Source organism: Achromobacter sp. K91 (assembly GCF_003576205.1).
In the GTDB taxonomy this organism is placed as follows: domain Bacteria; phylum Pseudomonadota; class Gammaproteobacteria; order Burkholderiales; family Burkholderiaceae_B; genus Achromobacter; species Achromobacter aegrifaciens.
Window position 1 is genome coordinate 19,055 of the sequence record NZ_QWFB01000007.1, and the last position, 16,792, is coordinate 35,846.

The window sequence follows — 16,792 nt, forward strand, 5'->3', positions numbered from 1 at the left end:
AGTTAAGGCTTCCTGCTCAATGTTCCGAGCCGCTGTTCAGCATGCGGCTGCGGGCTTTTTCAATATGGGCGCGCATGACGTTGCGCGCGCCTTCGGCGTCCTGTTCCTGGATCAGCCGGTAGATGTGGCGGTGTTCTTCGATGGCGGCGCGGGTGCGCTTCCAGGGTTCGCTGTGGACCAGGTGGCGCATGACGTTCACGGCGTGGCTGACGTCGTACTCCAGGGATTTCAGCACCTGCACGAAGCGCTGGTTGCTGGTGGCCGCGGCGATGGCGCGGTGGAATCCGTAATCGTGATGGTGGGCGATGGCGCCGGAAGCGTCGGCTTCTTCGTAGCCGGTCAGCATGCGGTCCATTTCGCGCAGGTCTTCGTCGGTGCGGCGCAGCGCAGCCAGGTAGGCGCATTCGGGTTCGATCACCATGCGCAGTTCCAGGCCTTCCAGGATATGGCCGACGCGGCGCGCCGGGTCGACCGCGGGCATGCCGCCCATCAGGTCGGGCTTTGCGCGCACATAGGTGCCCGAGCCGCGGATGGAGTCCACCAATTGGTCTTCGCGCAGCCGATCCAGCGCCTGCCGCACCACCGGTCGCGATACCTCGAACAGCGCGGCCAGCTCCAGTTCCGTTGGCAGCTTGTTGCCGGGCGCGATCTTGCCGGTGGCAATGGCATAGAACAGGCTTTCGTAGACGCGCTCGGCAAAGCGTTCGGCGCGCACGTAGCCCAGGCCCGAAGCCACTTCCGCCAGCACGTCCAATTCAGGACGGGGGCGGTCCACGGCTTGCAGCAGCGATTCCAGCTGTGGATCCCGCACATTGCTCATCGTCATTCCTACATGCATTGCCGGGCTTGTCAGTCACCATGACAAATCCGGGGTGGCGTTAAGTCGCTGAATTATTAGGGATTACCCGAGGTAGTCGGGAAATATCCTGACTCTTGGGACAAAAGCTGTCAATTCAATTGACAAGTTGCGGCGCGCTCCCGTACCTTGACCCGAAACCAAAACGCAACCCGCGCGCGACGCCATATCCCTGCAACCGGCCGTTCGGCCGCTACTTTACTCCGCACATCGTGACTCAGAAGAACTTTATCGCCAACCAATGGGTGGCCGCCGCCACCGGTGAAACCATTCCCGTCCTGAACCCGTCCGATGGCAAGCCCTTCGAGGCGATCGCGCGTTCGGGCGCGGCGGACGTGGACCGTGCCGTGACTGCGGCGCGCGAGGCTTTTGAAGGCGAGTGGGGCCAGATGGCGCCCGCTGCGCGCAGCCGCCTCTTGATGCGTATCGCCTTTGCGCTGCTGGAGCGTCAGGAAGAGCTGGCGCAGCTGGAATCGGCCGACACCGGCAAGCCGATCAAGCAGGCGCGCGCCGACGCCGCCGCCGTTGCCCGCTACTTCGAGTTCTATGCCGGCGCGGTCGACAAGCTGCATGGCGAGACCATTCCCTACACCCCGGGCTTCACCGTGCTGACGGTGCGCGAAGCTCACGGCGTCACCGGCCACATCGTGCCCTGGAACTATCCGCTGCAGATCTTCGGGCGCAGCGTCGGCGCGGCCCTGGCCGCGGGCAACGCGTGCGTGGTCAAGCCCGCGGAAGACGCTTGCCTGTCGCTCTTGAAGCTGGCGGAGATCGCGGCTGAGGTCGGCCTGCCGGCAGGCGCCTTGAACATCTGCACGGGTTATGGCCATGAAGCCGGCGCGGCGCTGTCCGCCCACCCGGGCATCGACCACATCTCGTTCACCGGTTCGCCGCAGACGGGCAAGATGGTGGCGCATGCCGCCGCCGAGAACCACGTGCCGGTCACGCTGGAACTGGGCGGCAAGTCGCCCCAGATCGTGTTCGACGACGCCGACCTGGATGCCGCCATGCCGGTGCTGCTGGCCGCCATCATCCAGAACGCGGGCCAGACCTGCTCGGCCGGCAGCCGCGTGCTGATCCAGCGCGGCGTGTACGAAACGGTGCTCAAGCGCCTGTCCGACGCGTTCTCGGCCACCGTTACCGGTCCGGCCGCGGCCGACCTGGACGTGGGCCCCCTGATCAACGCGCGCCAGCAGGACCGCGTGCGCGGCTTCCTGGCTGAAGCCGAAGCTGAAGGCATGAAGGTCGCGGCCCGCGGCAAATTGAAGGAAGGCACGCCCGAGGCCGGTTTCTACCAACCGCCCGTGCTGTTCCGCGACGTGCCGCCCAACAGCCGCCTGGCGCAGGAAGAAGTCTTCGGCCCGGTGCTGGCCGCCATGGTGTTCGACACCGAGGAAGAGGCGCTGGAAATCGCCAACGGCACGCTGTACGGCCTGGTGGCCGGCGTCTGGACCCGCGACGGCGGCCGCCAGCTGCGCCTGGCGCGCAAGCTGCGCGCAGGTCAAGTCTTCATCAACAACTACGGCGCTGGCGGCGGCGTGGAGCTGCCTTTCGGCGGTTCGCGCCAGTCGGGCTATGGCCGCGAGAAGGGCTTTGAAGCGCTGTACGGCTTCACCACCCTGAAGACGATCGCCATCCGCCACTGATCCAGGCTTGCGGGCGGCCCGGCCCCTGGCAAAATATCGGTTAACGTTGATGTTTTGCTTCAGGGGCGCCGCCCCGCATTCAGGATCCGTATGTTCACCGGTATTGTTCAAGGCACCGCGAAGATCGCCAAGATCGCGGATCGCGAAGGCCTGCGCACTTTCACGCTGGATTTCCCCCCTGGTTTTTGCGTGGACCTGGCCATCGGCGCCAGCGTGTCCACCGATGGCGTCTGCCTGACCGTCACGGAAATCCTGTCCGAGAACCAGGCCACTTTCGACGTCATGCTGCAAAGCCTGGCCATCACCACCCTGGGCAGCTACCAGGAGGGCGACCGCGCCAACGTCGAGCGGGCCGCCAAGGACGGCGCCGAGATCGGCGGCCATCCCTTGTCCGGGCACGTGGATTTCACCTCTGAAGTGGTGATGGTGAAGTCGTCCGATACCAACCGCCTGATGCGCTTCAGTATCCCCGAGGCATTCCGCAAGTATGTCTTCGCCAAGGGCTATATCGCCATCAATGGCGCCAGCCTGACCGTATCGGAGGTCAACCGCGTCGAGGGCTGGTTCGAGGTCTGGCTGATTCCGGAAACCCGCCGCATGACGGTGTTCGAGGACAAGCAGGTGGGCGATTTCGTCAACATCGAGATCGAACGCAGCACCCAGGTGGTGGTCGATACCGTGCGCGAAACCGTGCAGGAAAGCCTGGGCAAGCTGCAGCCGCTACTGGAAGCCATCCTGAAGGAAAAGGGCCTGACGCTGGAAGACTTCGTCAGTCCGCAGGGCAAGCTGAAGTAGTGAGCGGGGGCGGGCGGGGCAGGCGGCGCCTGGCCCCTCAGCCGGAAAGCCGGGCCGAAGTCAGGTCCGTCAGCACGCCATTTTCCAGGACAGCCATCGTCAACTTGTCGACCGTGCCGCGAATTTCAAGTCCGTTGCGGTTCAATTCATCGCACAGCGATTTCATCAGCGCGCGGTTGGTGGACGACCCCATGGTGATGTGCGGCACATAAGGAATGTCCAGGCGCAAGGTCGGCGCCAGCACCTGGCGGTACAGGGCGTCATGCAGCCGCGACAGCTGGCTGTGGCCTTCATCGGGAACCAGGTACGCGTAAGCGTGCGCGGGGTCGGCCCCCAGCATGGCGTAACGGCATACGAAGTCTATCGGGCCGTGCAGGCCGGCGACCTCTTCGAGGTGCTGCTGGTAGGCCTGTTCGTCGATGCCCGCGCAGCCGAATGCCATGGTGAAGTGCGCCTGCACCAGCGGATGCTGGCCGTCATGCTGGCGCCGGAACTCCTCGATGAACGCGGAGTCCGACGCGCCGAGGCGCGGATAGGCGAGCGTATGGAGCTTTTTCATGCTTCCAGTCTGCCACTGCGCCGCGCGAAAGCAAACCCCGCCGGCTGGCGGCGGGGCGGGGCGTTCAGTAAGAGAACGGCTTGCCTTGCGGACGCACGCGGATGCCGGGCTGCAGCCGGGTCCAGGGCAGGTCGGCCGGGTCGGCCTGCATCGGGCCGGGCGCCTTGGCCACCAGCACTTCGTGGGCGATGGGCTGGAAGTCCGCGCGGAAGTGCACGGAACTCTTCACCACCAGTATCGCCATCTCCTCGGGCTGCACGCCGCCGACGCGGAACAGGTTGCGGTCCAGCATCTGCGACTTGGTGGCGCTGACCACCACCCGCACGCCGCCGATGCGCAGGCCGGCCACGGCTTCCAGGTCCACGTCCATGCCGTTCATCATCGGCCCGTCAAAGCGCAGCTTGCCGGGCGACAGGGTTTCGACCACGAACTCGCCTTCGAAAGCGGAGTCGCCCGCCACGCCCGATTGGCCTCCCAGGCTCAGGCGGACCTTGCCGCCGATGCCGGCCGCGGTGGCCTGGCGTACCGCCTCGGGGTCGTAGAACAGCCCCAGCGCGGCATTCTGGGCATCGGCCTGCACCAGCGCGCGCAGCATGCCGGTGGTGTTGGCGTCGCCGCCAGCGCCCGGATTGTCCTGCGTGTCGGCGATGACCACGGGGCGCGATGCGCCCGCCGCCAGCGCCTGCGCGCGGCGCACGGCCTCGGACGGATCGAGGAAGTCGGGCGACCATTGCGGCTCCAGTTCCAGCACGCGCTGGTACAGGGTTTCGGTCACGCGTTCGACGGCTGCCGCATCGGTGCCGTAGGCCCAGACCACCGGGCCGCACTCGGGGAAGTCCGCCGCCGGAAAGCCGGGCGCGAACGAGATGGAGGCCACGCCCGGAGTCTGCTCCAGGCTTTCCAGCAGCTCGTACACACCCTTGGACGGCTGCAGCATCGTGCACATGCCGTTGATCGGAATCAGGAAGGGCAGGCGGCGTTCGCTGCGGCTCCAGCTGTCGCCGGCCGCGATGCGGGCCTGCAGCAGGCGCGCCGCGTGCTCGCCGGTGTCGGCCATGTCCACATGCGGATAGGTGCGGAACGCGGCCAGGCCGTCGGCTTCCTGCAGCATCTGCGCGGTGACGTTGGCGTGCAGGTCCAGGCTGGCGATCACCGGCACGTCGGGCCCGACGATCTGGCGCACGCGCGCCAGCAGTTCGCCTTCACCGTCGTCCAGGTGTTCGGCGACCATGGCGCCGTGCAGGTCGAGGTAGACGGCGTCGTAGCTGCCGTTGCGGGCCGCGTCCAGGATTTCGCCGGCGATTCGTTCGTAGGCGTCGCGGGTTACGTGGGCCGAGGGGCTGGCGCCCGCCCAGATCACGGTCTCGACCGTATGGCCCTGGGCCAGCGCCGCGTTGATGAAGCCGCCGGCGGGGATGTTGACCTCGCGCAGCGCCAGCATGTCCTTGCCGCGCACCATGGCGGGGAATCCTTCGCCGCGCACGAAGTTGTCGTAGGCGGCGAGCGACGGCGCGAAGGTGTTGGTTTCGTGCTGGAAGCCAGCAACCAGAATATGCATGATCGTTTCCTGTGGGTTGGACTTCAGGCGCGGGCGGGCGCGGAACGGGGCGGACGGTTCACCAGCAGGAGCAAGGCGCCTGCCACCAGCAAGGCGGAGATCACGTACAGGCCGCCAGCCAGCGTGCCCGTGGCTTCCTTGGACCAGCCGATGATGGACGGGCTGAGGAATCCGCCGAGCAGGCCGATGCTGTTGATGAGGGCGATGCCGCCGGCTGCTGCCTCTCCTTTGAGGTACTGCGAAGGAATCGCCCAGAATACCGTGTAGGAGGCCCACATGAAGCCCGTGGCCAGGGTGATCGCGCTCAGGGATAGCGCGAATTGCGTCGGCGCGGCGGTGGCGATGCACAGGGACACGCCGGCCAGGAGCGCCGGAATCAGCGTATGCCAGCGCCGTTCCTGCATGCGGTCCGAGCTGCGCGCGAACCACAGCATGAAGACCGCCGCGGCGATGTAGGGGATGGCGGAATACAGGCCGATCTCCATGGCGTCGTGCACGCCCGCCAGCTTGAGCAGCGTGGGCAGCCAGAAGCTGACGGCATAGATGCCGCAGATCAGGCAGAAGTAGGTCAGGGCCATGCCGTAGATGACGGGGTCGCGCAGCACCTGCTTGAAGGCGTGCTTCTGCTGCGTGCCGCGGGTCTCCAGGTCGGCCGCCAGCAGCGCTTTTTCCTCGGCGCTGAGCCACTTGGCCTCGGCCGGCTTGTCGTCCAGGTAGCGGTACGCGATGACGCCCAGCAGCACGCAGGGCAGGCCTTCCAGCAGGAACATCCATTGCCAGCCGTCCAGGCCGTGCGCGCCCGAGAACGCGGTCATGATCCAGGCCGACACGGGGCCGCCGACGATGCCGCCGATGGGGCCGGCCAGCATCACCACCGCCATGACGCCGGCCATGCGCGACTGCGAGTACCAGTAGGTCAGGTAGAAGATCATGCCGGGCGCGAAGCCGGCTTCGAATACGCCCAGCATGAAGCGCAGGACGTAGAAGCTCCATTCGCCCTGCACGAACAGCATCGAGGCCGAGGTCAGGCCCCACAGCACCATGATGCGGCTGATCGTGCGGCGAGCGCCGATGCGGGTCAGCAACAGGTTGCTGGGTACTTCGAAGATGACGTAGCCCAGGAAGAAGATGCCGGCGCCCAGGCCGTAGACGGCGTCGGAAATGCCGATGTCCTGCTGCATCTGGAGCTTGGCGAAGCCGATGTTGATTCGGTCCAGGTAGGCAAAGACGTAACAGAGCAGCAGGAAGGGCAGCAGGCGCCACGTGATCTTGCGATAGAGCGGGGCCAGGCGCGGGTCCGCGCCCGGCGTGGTCGGATGGGGCATTGCATGTCTCCTCGCGCGGGTCTGGCGCCCGCGCTGGCTGGGGTTGGGCCGGAAACCCTGTGGCTTCCGCGGCCGCCATTATTGGAAGACAGGGGCGTTCCGAACAATGACCGGGGTGATAAATTATCGTTGCCCTGTGGGCAACGCTTGAATCACCTTCAACCGGCGCCACCAGGCGCCCCAGGAACGCGGGACATGCAGGAAATCAGCCAGGTCCGCCTGAAGTACTTCAACGAGGTCATGGCCTGCGGCTCGATACGGGGCGCGGCCGACAAGCTGGATACCGCGGCCTCCGTGATCAGCCGGCAGATCCAGCTGCTGGAAAAGGAACTGGGCGTGCAGTTGTTCGAGCGGCGCTCGCGCGGGCTGACGCCCACCGAGGCCGCCGATATGCTGCTGGAGTACCACCGCGGCTGCCGCGCCCAGCAGGAACATCTGAATGCGCGCCTGCAGGAATTGCGCGGCATGCAGCGCGGCAACGTGCAGCTGATGATCAGCGAAGGCTTTATCGACGGCCTGATGGAACACGTGGTCGGGCCGTTCTGCATCGAATATCCGCAGATCAACATCAGCGTCAACGTCGGTTCGGTCAATGAGGTGGTCGAGGCGGTGGCCTCGGACGCGGCCCACATCGGGCTGGCCTACAACCCGCCGGTGGACCCGCGGCTGCGCTGCCGCGCCAGCCGCAAGCATCCGGTCTGCCTGCTGGCGGGCCGCGGCCATGCCCTGGCCGCAAGGCGCGGGCCGCTGACCATCGCCGACATCATGCCGTATCCCTTCGCGCTGATGTCCGCGCCCTACGGGCTGCGCCAGGCGGTGGACCTGCTGGAATTCACCGAGCGCATCCATCTGACGCCCAGCCTTACCACCAATTCGCTGCGCGTACTGAAGCAGTACGCGATGACCGGAGCGGGCGTGACGCTGATGCCGAACCTGGGCGTGCATCATGAGCTGGCCAGCGGCGAACTGGTGGCGATTCCCATCGCGCATCCCATCCTGAGCGCGCCCGAATGCCAGGCGCTGCTGCGGCTGGGGCGGCCGCTGTCGTCCGCCGCCAATGAGGTCATGCGGCGCATAGAACAACGCCTGCCGGCGTTCTCGGGCGGCTGAGCGCCAGCGCGTCGGGCCGCGCCCGCTTACAATGGGCGCACTTTCGGAGGTATCACCATGTCGGTCACAACCGATATCAAAATACGCCCCCTGGAGCGTGGCGACCTGCACTTCGTGCACAAGATCAACAATAACGACGTCATCATGCGTTATTGGTTCGAAGAGCCTTACGAGGCCTACGACGAACTGGTCGCCCTGTATGACCGCCACTTGCACGACCAGAACGAGCGGCGCTTCATCATCGAGCACGACACCGGGCAGCCCGCCGGCCTGGTCGAGCTGGTGGAAATCGACTACATCCACCGCCGCGCCGAATTCCAGATCATCATCGCGCCCAGCTATCAGGGCCGGGGCTACGCCAAGGCGGCGACGCGCATCGCTGTGGGCTATGCCTTTCGCGTGCTGAACCTGCACAAGGTCTATCTGGTGGTGGACAAGGACAACACCGCCGCCGTGCACATCTATGAGCGCTGCGGCTTCCAGATCGAAGGACTGTTGAAGGAAGAGTTCTTTTCCAACGGCGGCTATCGCGACGCCTACCGCATGGCGCTGCTGCAGCACGACCATCTGCGCGACGTGGGGCCTGGCGCGCCGGACGCGCCGGTGCTGCGCGACTGGCCGCAGGAAGAGCAGACGGGCTGAGGCCTGCTTTTCCCGGCGGCCATGCAATGCATGCGCCACCGGGAATCGGACTGCTCCGCGTCAGTGTGCCGCAGGCGCCGCCCGCAACAGCCGCAGGCCGTTCGCCACCACCAGCAGGCTCGCGCCCACGTCGGCGAACACCGCCATCCACAGCGTGGCGTTGCCGGTCATGGCCAGGGCCAGGAACACGGCCTTGATGCCCAGCGCCAGCGCGATGTTCTGCACCAGCACGCGATGCGTGGCGTGGGACAGACGCAGGAAAGTGCCGATCTTGCGCAGGTCGTCGTCCATCAGGGCCACGTCGGCCGTCTCGATGGCGGTACCGGTGCCCGCCGCGCCCATGGCGAAGCCGATGTCGGCGCGCGCCAGGGCGGGGGCGTCGTTGATGCCGTCGCCCACCATGCCGACGCGGCCGCCAGACGCCAGCTTGCTTTCGATGGCGGCCAGCTTGTCTTCGGGCAACTGGTCGCCGCGCGCTTCGTCGATGCCGACTTGTTGCGCGATGGCTTGCGCGGTGGGCGTGTTGTCGCCCGTCAGCATCAGGGTGCGCACGCCCAGGGCGTGCAGGTCCGCGATGGCGGCGGCGCTGGTCGGCTTGACCGTGTCGGCCACGGCGGCTACGGCCAGCACGCGATTGCCGTCGGTCAGCGCGATGGCGCTCTTGCCCTGGCGTTCCAGTTCGTCCAGGCGCGCTTCCAGCTTGGGGCTGGAGACGCCCAGTTCGCGCATCAGGCGGCGGTTGCCCAGCTGGAAGGTCACGCCGTCCAGCGTGGCGCTGACGCCGCGGCCGGGCAGGGCGGTGAAGTCCTGCACGTCCAGCAAGGCCGTGCCGGCGTCGCGCGCGGCATTGGCCACGGCCAGCGATACCGGGTGGTCGGAGCGGGCGGCCAGGCTGGCGGCGACCAGCGCGGCCGGCTGGCGGCTTTGGTCAGACATGTCCCAATCCTGGATGTCGGTCTGCACCGGCTTGCCGTGGGTCAGGGTGCCGGTCTTGTCCAGCGCCAGCCATTTCAGGTTGCGGCCTTCTTCGAGGTACACGCCGCCCTTGACCAGGATGCCGCGGCGCGAGGCCGCGGTCAGGCCGCTGACGATGCTGACCGGCGTGGAAATGACCAGCGCGCAGGGGCAGGCGATGATCAGCAGCGCCAGGGCGCGGTAGATGGCGTCGAACCAGGGCTGGTTCCAGAACAGCGGCGGCAGCACCGCCACCAGCACCGCGATGCCCACCACGGCCGGCGTATAGATGCGCGAGAAGCGGTCGATGAAGCGCTGGGTCGGCGCGCGCGCGCCTTGCGCCTGTTCGACGGCGTGGATGATGCGCGCCAGCGTAGTGTTGCCGGCGGCCGCGGTGACGCGGTATTCGAAGGAGCCGGCCGCGTTCACGGTGGCCGCGTAGACCGGGTCGTCCTGCGTCTTTTCCACGGGCAGGCTTTCGCCGGTGATGGGGGACTGGTCCACCGCCGAGCTGCCGCTGACGATGATGCCGTCGGCGGCGATGCGTTCGCCCGGGCGTACCCGCACGATATCGCCCACCTGCAATCTGGCGGCGGGCACTTCGAGCCAGTCGCCATTGGCCTGGCGCACGGTCGCCGTTTCCGGCGCCAGGTCGAGCAGGCCACGGATGGCGTTGCGCGCCCGGTCCAGGGAGCGGGCTTCGATCAGTTCGGCCACGTTGAACAGGAACATCACCATCGCCGCTTCGGGCCATTGGCCGATCAGCACGGCGCCGGTGACGGCGATGCTCATCAGGGCATTGATGTTGAGGTTGCCGTTGCGTACGGCGATCCAGCCCTTGCGGTAGGTGCTGATGCCGCAGGCCAGGATGGCGGCCACGGCCAGGGCTGCGGTGACGCCCAGCGGCCAGCCGGCGAAATGCGACAGTTCCGACAGCGCGGCCAGGACGCCGGAGCCGCCGATCAGCCACCAGTTCACCGGTTTGGCGGCAGGGGCTGGCGTGCCGGGAGCGTTGTCGGCCAGGGGCTCGGGCGTCATGTCCAGCGACTTGATGGCGGCCATGACACGGTCCAGCGCGCCTTCGGCGTGCACCACGGTCAGCACGCGCTGCATCAGGTTGAAGTCCAGCGCGTGGACGTCGGCCATGTTGTCGAGCTTTTTGCGGATCAGCGTTTCCTCGGTGGGGCAGTCCATCTGGCCGATGCGCAGGCGCGCCAGCGACTGGCCCGGGCCCGCGGTAAGCGTGGCCGCGCCGGCGCCCGAGACGGTGAAGGGCTGGCCATCGCCATGGCCGCAGCAGGCGTCGCCGCCGTGGTCGTGCTTGTGGCTGCGATCGTGCTTGTGATCGTGCTTGTGATCGTGCGCGTGGTCATGGCCGGCATGGTCGTGGCTGTGATCGTGGCCCGCGTGGCTGTGATCCGCGTGATCATGGCCCGCATGATCGTGTCCGGCCTGGGCCTGGGCGTTCTTGGCGGGCGCGTCGCAGCCGTCGTGCGCGCAGCAGGCGCCGCCTTGCCCGGCGGGCATATGTTCGTGTTTTTTGACCGGAGGTAAAGACATCGTCCTCTGCCTTGAAATAAGCTGGTGACGCTATTCCACACCTTGGAGTTACTATAGGGTCAACCCCCTATATCAATCGGATGCGATCCGGGAGGCAGCGATGCGTATCGGCGAATTGGCCACGGCGGCCGGAACCACGGTCGAGACCGTCAGGTATTACGAGAAAGAAGGGCTGTTGCCGGCCCCGGAAAGGGGACTGAACAACTACCGCAGCTACGGCCAGCCCCATCTGGAGCGGCTGCGCCTGATCCGCAACTGCCGCGCGCTGGACATGACGCAGGACGAGATCCGCGCCATCCTGTCGCTGGCGGATAACCACCAGAGCGGTTGCGGCCCCATCAACGAACTGTTCGACGAGCACATCTCCCACGTGGATGAACGCATCGCCGAACTGACCCAGCTCAAGACCCAGCTCACGGAATTGCGCCAGCGCTGCCTGTCGGCCCGGCCCGACACGGAAGACTGCGGCATCCTGCATGGCCTGAGCGAAATGCAGGTCGAAGAGCGCCAGGAACGCCACACGCACCTGGGCTGACAGCGGCCCTGGACAGGGCGGCATCACGGAGCACGGGCCTGATGGCCTAGGGAAAACCCGCCGCGCAAAAAGCGCGGTGGCGTCTTGTTGCGTCCAAAATCAGCATGTAAGATGTCCAACATCCAACAAATAATGACAAGGCAGCCGCGGTCGACGATTGGCGGCGCCACACAGAGAGGCAGACAAGCATGGATTCCAAGCCCTTGGGCCGATTCACCGTTCTGGACCTGACGCGAGTGCGCTCGGGTCCCGCCGCCGTGCGCCAGTTCGCGGACTGGGGCGCCACCGTCATCCAGATCGAAGAGCCGGGCGACGAGCAGGACGACAAGCCGGGCGGCTCCGCCCAGTTCGCGGACTACCAGAACACCCACCGCAACAAGCGCAGCGTCACGCTGAACCTGAAGCATCCGCAGGGCCGGGCGCTGTTCCTGGACCTGGTGCGCCAGGCCGACGTGGTGGTGGAAAACTACCGGCCCAACGTCAAGTTCAAGCTGGGCATCGACTACGAGACGCTGCGCCAGGTGAACCCGCGCATCGTCTACGCCAGCGTGTCCGGCTTCGGCCAGGACGGCCCCTACGCCGGACGCCCGGGGCTGGACCAGATCGCGCAGGGCATAGGCGGGCTGATGTCGGTGACGGGCGAACCCGGCCGCGGCCCCATGCGGGCGGGGATTCCGGTGGCGGACCTGACCTCCGGCCTGTTCTGCGCCATCGGCATCTTCATCGCGCTGCTGGAGCGCGAGGTGTCGGGGCAAGGGCAGTGGGTGCAGACATCGCTGTTGCAATCGCAGGTCTGGATGATGGATTTCCAGGCGATGCGCTGGCTGATGAACGGCGAGGTGCCTGGCCAGAGCGGCAACGACCATCCCACCAGCAGCCCGACCGGCGTGTTCCCCACCAGCGACGGCTATATGAACATCGCGGCCATGGGCAACGACATCTATGCGCGCCTGTGCCGCGTGCTGGAATTGCCGGAACTGATCGAGGACGAGCGCTTCCTGACGGTGCCGCTGCGGGCGCGCAACCGACCCGCGCTGAACGCGGCCATCGGCGCGCGCACCGCGACCCGGCCCACCGCCGAATGGATAGCGCTGATGAACAAGGAAGGCGTGCCTTGCGGTCCGATCCTGGGCATGGACCAGACTTTCGAGGATCCGCAGGTGCGCCATCTGGGGCTCAGCCGGGAGATCCGCCATCCCGCGCTGGGGCCGATTTCGGTGGTGGGGCAGCCCATGATCCTGAGCCGTTCCACCACCGGGGAAATGGCGCCCGCGCCCGAACGCGGCCAGCACAACGGCGACGTCTATGGCGGCATGCTGGGATTGGCGCCTGCCGACTTGCAGCAGCTGGCCCGCGAAGGCGTCATTTAAGGGATACGTCCAGGCACGGAGCATAAAATCGCCGCCAAGGCCGCCCGCGTATCCGGCGGCCCAGACGGAGACAGCCCAGACATGAACGCACCATCCACCGCCGCCGCCGACCAGGTCTTTTCCAGCCTGGGACGCCCCGACAACCTGCCGGACGAGATCGCTTCGCAGATCCGCCAGAAGATCGTGGCGCGCGAATTCGAGCCCGGCCAGCGCCTGCCCACCGAGTTCGAACTGGCGCAGATGTTCGCCGTCAGCCGCAATGTGGTGCGCGAGGCGATCGCGAGGCTGAAGCTGTCGGGGTATGTGGATACGCGGCGCGGCGTGGGGTCCTTCGTGGCGCAGGACGTGGGCACGCGCAATTTTGAGATCGCGCCGGAAGACCTGCTGCAGCCCGAGCCGCTGGCGCACATCTTCCAGCTGCGGGTGGAACTGGAATCCGGCGCGGCCGCGCAGGCGGCCCTGCACCGTACCCCCGAACAGATCGAAACCCTGCGCCAGGCCCTGCAACGGGTCGACGCGGCAGGCAATGACTGGCAGGCCGGCGCCGACCACGCGCTGGACTTCCACATGGCCGTGGGCGAGGCCACCAACAACCCTTATTTCGTGCGCCTGTTGGCGCACCTGCGCCACGTGTTCCGCGGCGCCGTGCGCACGCTGCGCTACACCAGCGCCGGCACCGAGCGCGTGCCGGAAATCGAACGCGAACATCACCGCATCTTCGATGCCATCGTCGCCGGCGACAGCGAGGCAGCGCGCCTTGCCATGCGCGTCCACCTGACCAACGGCATACAACGGCACCAGACAGTCATACAAGGAAAGCAACCGTGACCATACAACGCATCCTGCAGGGCGACATTACCGACAACATCGTGGCCGAGAAGCGTGGCGCGATAGGTTGGCTGACTTTCAACGATCCGCAGCGGCACAACGCCGTATCGTTCGCCATGTGGGAAGCGGTGCCGGTAGTGCTGGAAGCTTTCCGCCAGGACCCGGAGATCCGGGCAGTGGTGCTGCAGGGCGCGGGCGGCAAGGCCTTCGTCAGCGGCGCCAACATCTCGCAGTTCGACAAGCTGCGCAGCGGCGAGGACGCGGTGGTGGAGTACGAGCGCGTGGCCGAAACCGCGCAGCTGGCGCTGTACGACTACGACAAGCCCACGATCGCGTACATCCAGGGCTATTGCATCGGCGGCGGCCTGAACATTGCCCTGTGCTGCGACATCCGCATCGCTTCCGACAACAGCAGCTTCGCGATTCCCGCAGGCAAGCTGGGCCTGGGCTACCGCCTGACCGCGATCCGCAACCTGGTGACGGCGGTCGGCCCGGCCAACGCGCTGGAAATCTTCCTGACGGCGGCGCGCTATGACGCCCGCGAAGCCAAGGAGCTGGGCCTGATCCGCAGGGTCGCGCCGGTGGACGAACTGCCGCAGGTGCTGGAAACCATGCTGGCCCAGATCCAGGCCAACGCCCCGCTGACGCTGCGCGCCGGCAAGAAGATGATCCGACAGCTTCAGCAGCTGGGACCGGAGGTCGACGTGGAAGGCATGCGCCGTCTGGTGCTGGAGTGTTTCGAAAGCAATGACTACCGCGAAGGCCGCAAGGCGTTCGCGGAAAAGAGAGCGCCGGTGTTCACCGGTACCTGATCTCCGGCCGCGGGCCGGATTCCCTACGCGGCTTTCAGGTCCGCGCCGTCGCCGGCGCGGCCCGGGGAGGCTTGCGTCCTGAATTCGCCGCGGACCGGATCAACCCGGCCACCGATCCCACCGGGGACGGCCTGGCCATAGACCGCGCAGCAGAAGCGCGGCGACGAGGAGACAGACATGAAAGCGGTTTATCTGAGGGCAGGCCTGGCTGGCTTGGCGGCGTGGCTGTGCGCGGCGCCGCTGCACGCGCAGGGGGCGTACCCAAGCCAGCCGGTGCGCATCGTGGTGGGCTACGCCGCCGGCGGCACCACGGACATCCTGGCGCGGGCGCTGGGCGAGCAGTTGAGCAAGGAGCTCAAGCAGCCCGTCATCATCGAGAACAAGGCTGGCGCCGCCGGCAACATCGCCGCGGCCTCCGTGCAGCAGGCCGCGCCGGATGGCTACACCTTGTTCATGGCGACCGTGTCCAGCCATGGCATCAATCCGGTCGTGTACAAGAAATCGCTGGGCTACGACCCGGTGGGCGGCTTCACGCCGGTCAGCATGATCGCGTCCATCCCGCTGGTGCTGGTGGCCAATCCCAAGCTGCCCGTGGCGTCGGTGGCCGACCTGGTCAAGCTGGCGCGCGAGAAACCGGGCGACCTGAACTATTCCTCCAGCGGCAATGGCTCGCCAGTGCACGTGGCCGGCGCCATGTTCGCCTCGGAGGCCAAGGTGCAGATCCAGCACGTGCCGTACCGCGGCGGGTCGCTGGCCAATTCCTCGGTCATGAGCGGCGAAACCCAGTTCAGCTTCGCCACCTTGCCGGCAGCCTTGCCGCAGGTTCGCGCGGGCGCGCTGCGCGCCCTGGCCGTGACCACCCGCGACCGTTCGGCCGAACTGCCCGACGTGCCCACGGTGGCGGAGGACCCGATGTTCAAGGGCTACGAGATCAACACCTGGAATGCGTTGATGGCGCCCAAGGGCACGCCCAATGCGGTGGTGGCGGTGCTGAACCAGGCGGTGGCGCGCTCGCTGGCCGTGCCGGCCTTGCAGACCCGCTTCAAGGGCGAGGGCGCCACGCCCGGCGCCAGCAGCCCGGCCGAGCTGGGCCAGTTCGTCAACGCGGAGCTGACGCGCTGGGCGGGGGTCATCAAAGAGGTCGGCATCCAGATCGAATGACCTCTGGCGGTCCGGGGGGATGACGGCCTGGGGCGGCGGAGTGGCGTAATATGAATTGTGTTTCTTTCTCATTGACGCCCGATCCGATGACCACGACCCAGACCGCCACCCCGCTGCACGCCCTGAATACCCGCCGTTCCTTCAAGTTCCTCCGCGCCCCGGCGCCCAAGCCCGAGGAACTCGAACAGATCCTGCAGGCGGCGATGTCGGCGCCCGACCATGGCGCCTTGCGCCCGTGGCGTTTCGTGGTGATCCAGGGCGAGGCCATCGGCAAGCTGGCCGATCTGGCGTTGGACGCCGTCAAGCGCAGCGGCGATCCGCGCATGACGCCGGAAAAGGAAAAGTCGGTGCGTGAATGGATGGCCGGCGTGCCGCTCTTCGTCGCGGTGGCGCAGAAGATTGCGCACGACAACACCAAGATCCCGGAGCAGGAACAACTGCTGGCCACCGGCGCCGCCACCATGAACCTCCTGAACGCCGTGCACATGCTGGGCTACGGCGCGTTCTGGAGCACCGGCATCGGCACCTACGTCGAAGACGTGCAGAACGCGCTGGGCCTGGACGCGCTGGACTACCGTTTCCTGGGCTTTCTGGCCATCGGCACCCCGGCTTGCGCCGTACCGCCGGCCAACCGCCCGGACTACCGCGAATTCGTCACGGAGTGGACCGGTCCGGTCTGAGTCTGCCGCCCTGGATGAAGCAAACCGGCCCATGGCCGGTTTTTTTATGGCATCTCCGGCTTAGCGCCGGCCCGGGATCGGCCGGAATGCGGCGCGCACGAGCTTCTCCAGGCCCCAGCCCGCGAAGTAGAAGAGGGCCAGCGTGGGCAGCCCGATCAGCAGATAGCCGCCGACCCAGGACAGGTCTCCCAGCAGGCGGTCCAGGTTCAGTTCATGCAGCAGCGCCAGTTGCGGCGCCAGCGGCAACTGCAGCAGCACGAAACGCCCCTTGTCATCGCCGTCGGCCGAGAGCGCGCCGGCAACGCAGAGGATGACGATGGCGAGGTACAGCGCGGCGAAGACGATGCCGGTCCAGCTGAACCATCTTGAGGCTGTCGATCCGGGCACGTGGCTTTCCAGGG

At 66.9% G+C, this 16,792-nt stretch carries 16 protein-coding genes; 10 read left to right on the forward strand and 6 right to left on the reverse strand.

The annotated features are described in order from the left end of the window. Positions 1-16: 16 nt before the first annotated feature. Positions 17-820 (reverse strand): FadR/GntR family transcriptional regulator, encoded by an 804-nt coding sequence (locus tag DXK93_RS01265; RefSeq protein ID WP_054456557.1) that lies wholly within the window; start codon positions 818-820, stop codon positions 17-19. 245 nt (positions 821-1,065) lie between these two features. Between DXK93_RS01265 and DXK93_RS01270 the strand changes: the two genes are divergently transcribed. Both DXK93_RS01270 and DXK93_RS01275 read left to right on the forward strand, forming a co-directional pair. After that, positions 1,066-2,502 (forward strand): aldehyde dehydrogenase family protein, encoded by a 1,437-nt coding sequence (locus tag DXK93_RS01270; protein ID WP_119449139.1) that lies wholly within the window; start codon positions 1,066-1,068, stop codon positions 2,500-2,502. A gap of 90 nt (positions 2,503-2,592) precedes the next feature. Then, positions 2,593-3,297 carry a riboflavin synthase gene (locus DXK93_RS01275; RefSeq protein WP_054456559.1) on the forward strand — a complete coding sequence of 235 codons (705 nt, stop codon included), beginning with the start codon at positions 2,593-2,595 and terminating at the stop codon, positions 3,295-3,297. Between the two features lie 37 nt (positions 3,298-3,334). On the opposite strand, the gene DXK93_RS01280 is transcribed toward DXK93_RS01275, so the two are convergent. The 3 genes from DXK93_RS01280 to DXK93_RS01290 form a co-directional block, all read right to left on the reverse strand. Beyond that, positions 3,335-3,856, reverse strand: a complete 522-nt coding sequence (locus DXK93_RS01280; protein ID WP_054456560.1) for a 2'-5' RNA ligase family protein — start codon at positions 3,854-3,856, stop codon at positions 3,335-3,337. 64 nt (positions 3,857-3,920) lie between these two features. Continuing rightward, positions 3,921-5,414 carry a M81 family metallopeptidase gene (locus tag DXK93_RS01285; protein ID WP_119449119.1) on the reverse strand — a complete coding sequence of 498 codons (1,494 nt, stop codon included), beginning with the start codon at positions 5,412-5,414 and terminating at the stop codon, positions 3,921-3,923. A 23-nt stretch (positions 5,415-5,437) separates the two neighbouring features. Then, positions 5,438-6,739, reverse strand: a complete 1,302-nt coding sequence (locus DXK93_RS01290; RefSeq protein ID WP_119449120.1) for an MFS transporter — start codon at positions 6,737-6,739, stop codon at positions 5,438-5,440. A 195-nt stretch (positions 6,740-6,934) separates the two neighbouring features. Here DXK93_RS01290 and DXK93_RS01295 point away from each other — a divergent pair, with 195 nt between their 5' ends. After that, positions 6,935-7,849, forward strand: coding sequence for a LysR family transcriptional regulator (locus tag DXK93_RS01295; protein WP_119449121.1), 915 nt, complete (start codon positions 6,935-6,937; stop codon positions 7,847-7,849). Positions 7,850-7,906: 57 nt separating this feature from the next. Then, positions 7,907-8,491 carry a spermidine N1-acetyltransferase gene (gene speG / locus DXK93_RS01300; protein ID WP_119449122.1) on the forward strand — a complete coding sequence of 195 codons (585 nt, stop codon included), beginning with the start codon at positions 7,907-7,909 and terminating at the stop codon, positions 8,489-8,491. A 60-nt stretch (positions 8,492-8,551) separates the two neighbouring features. Here the strand turns inward: speG and DXK93_RS01305 are convergent, their stop codons facing one another. Beyond that, positions 8,552-10,972: a cation-translocating P-type ATPase gene (locus tag DXK93_RS01305; protein ID WP_233564480.1), complete on the reverse strand. Its 2,421-nt coding sequence runs from the start codon at positions 10,970-10,972 to the stop codon at positions 8,552-8,554. Between the two features lie 133 nt (positions 10,973-11,105). Here DXK93_RS01305 and cadR point away from each other — a divergent pair, with 133 nt between their 5' ends. From cadR to DXK93_RS01335, 6 genes are all read left to right on the forward strand, one after another. Beyond that, positions 11,106-11,540 (forward strand): Cd(II)/Pb(II)-responsive transcriptional regulator, encoded by a 435-nt coding sequence (gene cadR, locus DXK93_RS01310; RefSeq protein ID WP_054456564.1) that lies wholly within the window; start codon positions 11,106-11,108, stop codon positions 11,538-11,540. A gap of 188 nt (positions 11,541-11,728) precedes the next feature. Beyond that, a complete protein-coding gene (locus DXK93_RS01315) occupies positions 11,729-12,910 on the forward strand; it encodes a CaiB/BaiF CoA-transferase family protein (protein ID WP_119449124.1) in 1,182 nt (393 codons plus the stop codon). 81 nt (positions 12,911-12,991) lie between these two features. Continuing rightward, positions 12,992-13,738, forward strand: coding sequence for a FadR/GntR family transcriptional regulator (locus DXK93_RS01320; protein ID WP_054456566.1), 747 nt, complete (start codon positions 12,992-12,994; stop codon positions 13,736-13,738). Beyond that, positions 13,735-14,550, forward strand: coding sequence for an enoyl-CoA hydratase (locus DXK93_RS01325; protein WP_119449125.1), 816 nt, complete (start codon positions 13,735-13,737; stop codon positions 14,548-14,550). Before DXK93_RS01320 ends, DXK93_RS01325 begins: the two co-directional genes overlap by 4 nt. 177 nt (positions 14,551-14,727) lie before the next feature. Continuing rightward, entirely contained in the window at positions 14,728-15,711 is a 984-nt protein-coding gene (locus DXK93_RS01330; protein ID WP_119449126.1) for a tripartite tricarboxylate transporter substrate binding protein, read from the forward strand. 86 nt (positions 15,712-15,797) lie between these two features. Beyond that, the gene (locus tag DXK93_RS01335; protein WP_041653427.1) at positions 15,798-16,391 is read left to right on the forward strand and encodes a nitroreductase; all 594 of its coding nucleotides are present in this window, start codon (positions 15,798-15,800) and stop codon (positions 16,389-16,391) included. 60 nt (positions 16,392-16,451) lie between these two features. Here the strand turns inward: DXK93_RS01335 and DXK93_RS01340 are convergent, their stop codons facing one another. After that, the gene (locus DXK93_RS01340) at positions 16,452-16,778 is read right to left on the reverse strand and encodes a hypothetical protein (RefSeq protein ID WP_119449127.1); all 327 of its coding nucleotides are present in this window, start codon (positions 16,776-16,778) and stop codon (positions 16,452-16,454) included. Positions 16,779-16,792 lie beyond the last annotated feature (14 nt).

What these genes read in the sequence shown, in the direction of transcription:
- DXK93_RS01315 (WP_119449124.1), top strand. Translation starts at nt 11,729, where the DNA reads ATGGATTCCAAGCCCTTGGGCCGATTCACCGTTCTGGACCTGACGCGA.
- DXK93_RS01335 (WP_041653427.1), top strand. Translation starts at nt 15,798, where the DNA reads ATGACCACGACCCAGACCGCCACCCCGCTGCACGCCCTGAATACCCGC.
- DXK93_RS01330 (WP_119449126.1), top strand. Translation starts at nt 14,728, where the DNA reads ATGAAAGCGGTTTATCTGAGGGCAGGCCTGGCTGGCTTGGCGGCGTGG.
- DXK93_RS01280 (WP_054456560.1), bottom strand. Translation starts at nt 3,856, where the DNA reads ATGAAAAAGCTCCATACGCTCGCCTATCCGCGCCTCGGCGCGTCGGAC.
- DXK93_RS01320 (WP_054456566.1), top strand. Translation starts at nt 12,992, where the DNA reads ATGAACGCACCATCCACCGCCGCCGCCGACCAGGTCTTTTCCAGCCTG.
- DXK93_RS01295 (WP_119449121.1), top strand. Translation starts at nt 6,935, where the DNA reads ATGCAGGAAATCAGCCAGGTCCGCCTGAAGTACTTCAACGAGGTCATG.
- DXK93_RS01290 (WP_119449120.1), bottom strand. Translation starts at nt 6,739, where the DNA reads ATGCCCCATCCGACCACGCCGGGCGCGGACCCGCGCCTGGCCCCGCTC.
- speG (WP_119449122.1), top strand. Translation starts at nt 7,907, where the DNA reads ATGTCGGTCACAACCGATATCAAAATACGCCCCCTGGAGCGTGGCGAC.
- cadR (WP_054456564.1), top strand. Translation starts at nt 11,106, where the DNA reads ATGCGTATCGGCGAATTGGCCACGGCGGCCGGAACCACGGTCGAGACC.
- DXK93_RS01265 (WP_054456557.1), bottom strand. Translation starts at nt 820, where the DNA reads ATGAGCAATGTGCGGGATCCACAGCTGGAATCGCTGCTGCAAGCCGTG.
- DXK93_RS01275 (WP_054456559.1), top strand. Translation starts at nt 2,593, where the DNA reads ATGTTCACCGGTATTGTTCAAGGCACCGCGAAGATCGCCAAGATCGCG.
- DXK93_RS01285 (WP_119449119.1), bottom strand. Translation starts at nt 5,414, where the DNA reads ATGCATATTCTGGTTGCTGGCTTCCAGCACGAAACCAACACCTTCGCG.
- DXK93_RS01305 (WP_233564480.1), bottom strand. Translation starts at nt 10,972, where the DNA reads ATGCCCGCCGGGCAAGGCGGCGCCTGCTGCGCGCACGACGGCTGCGAC.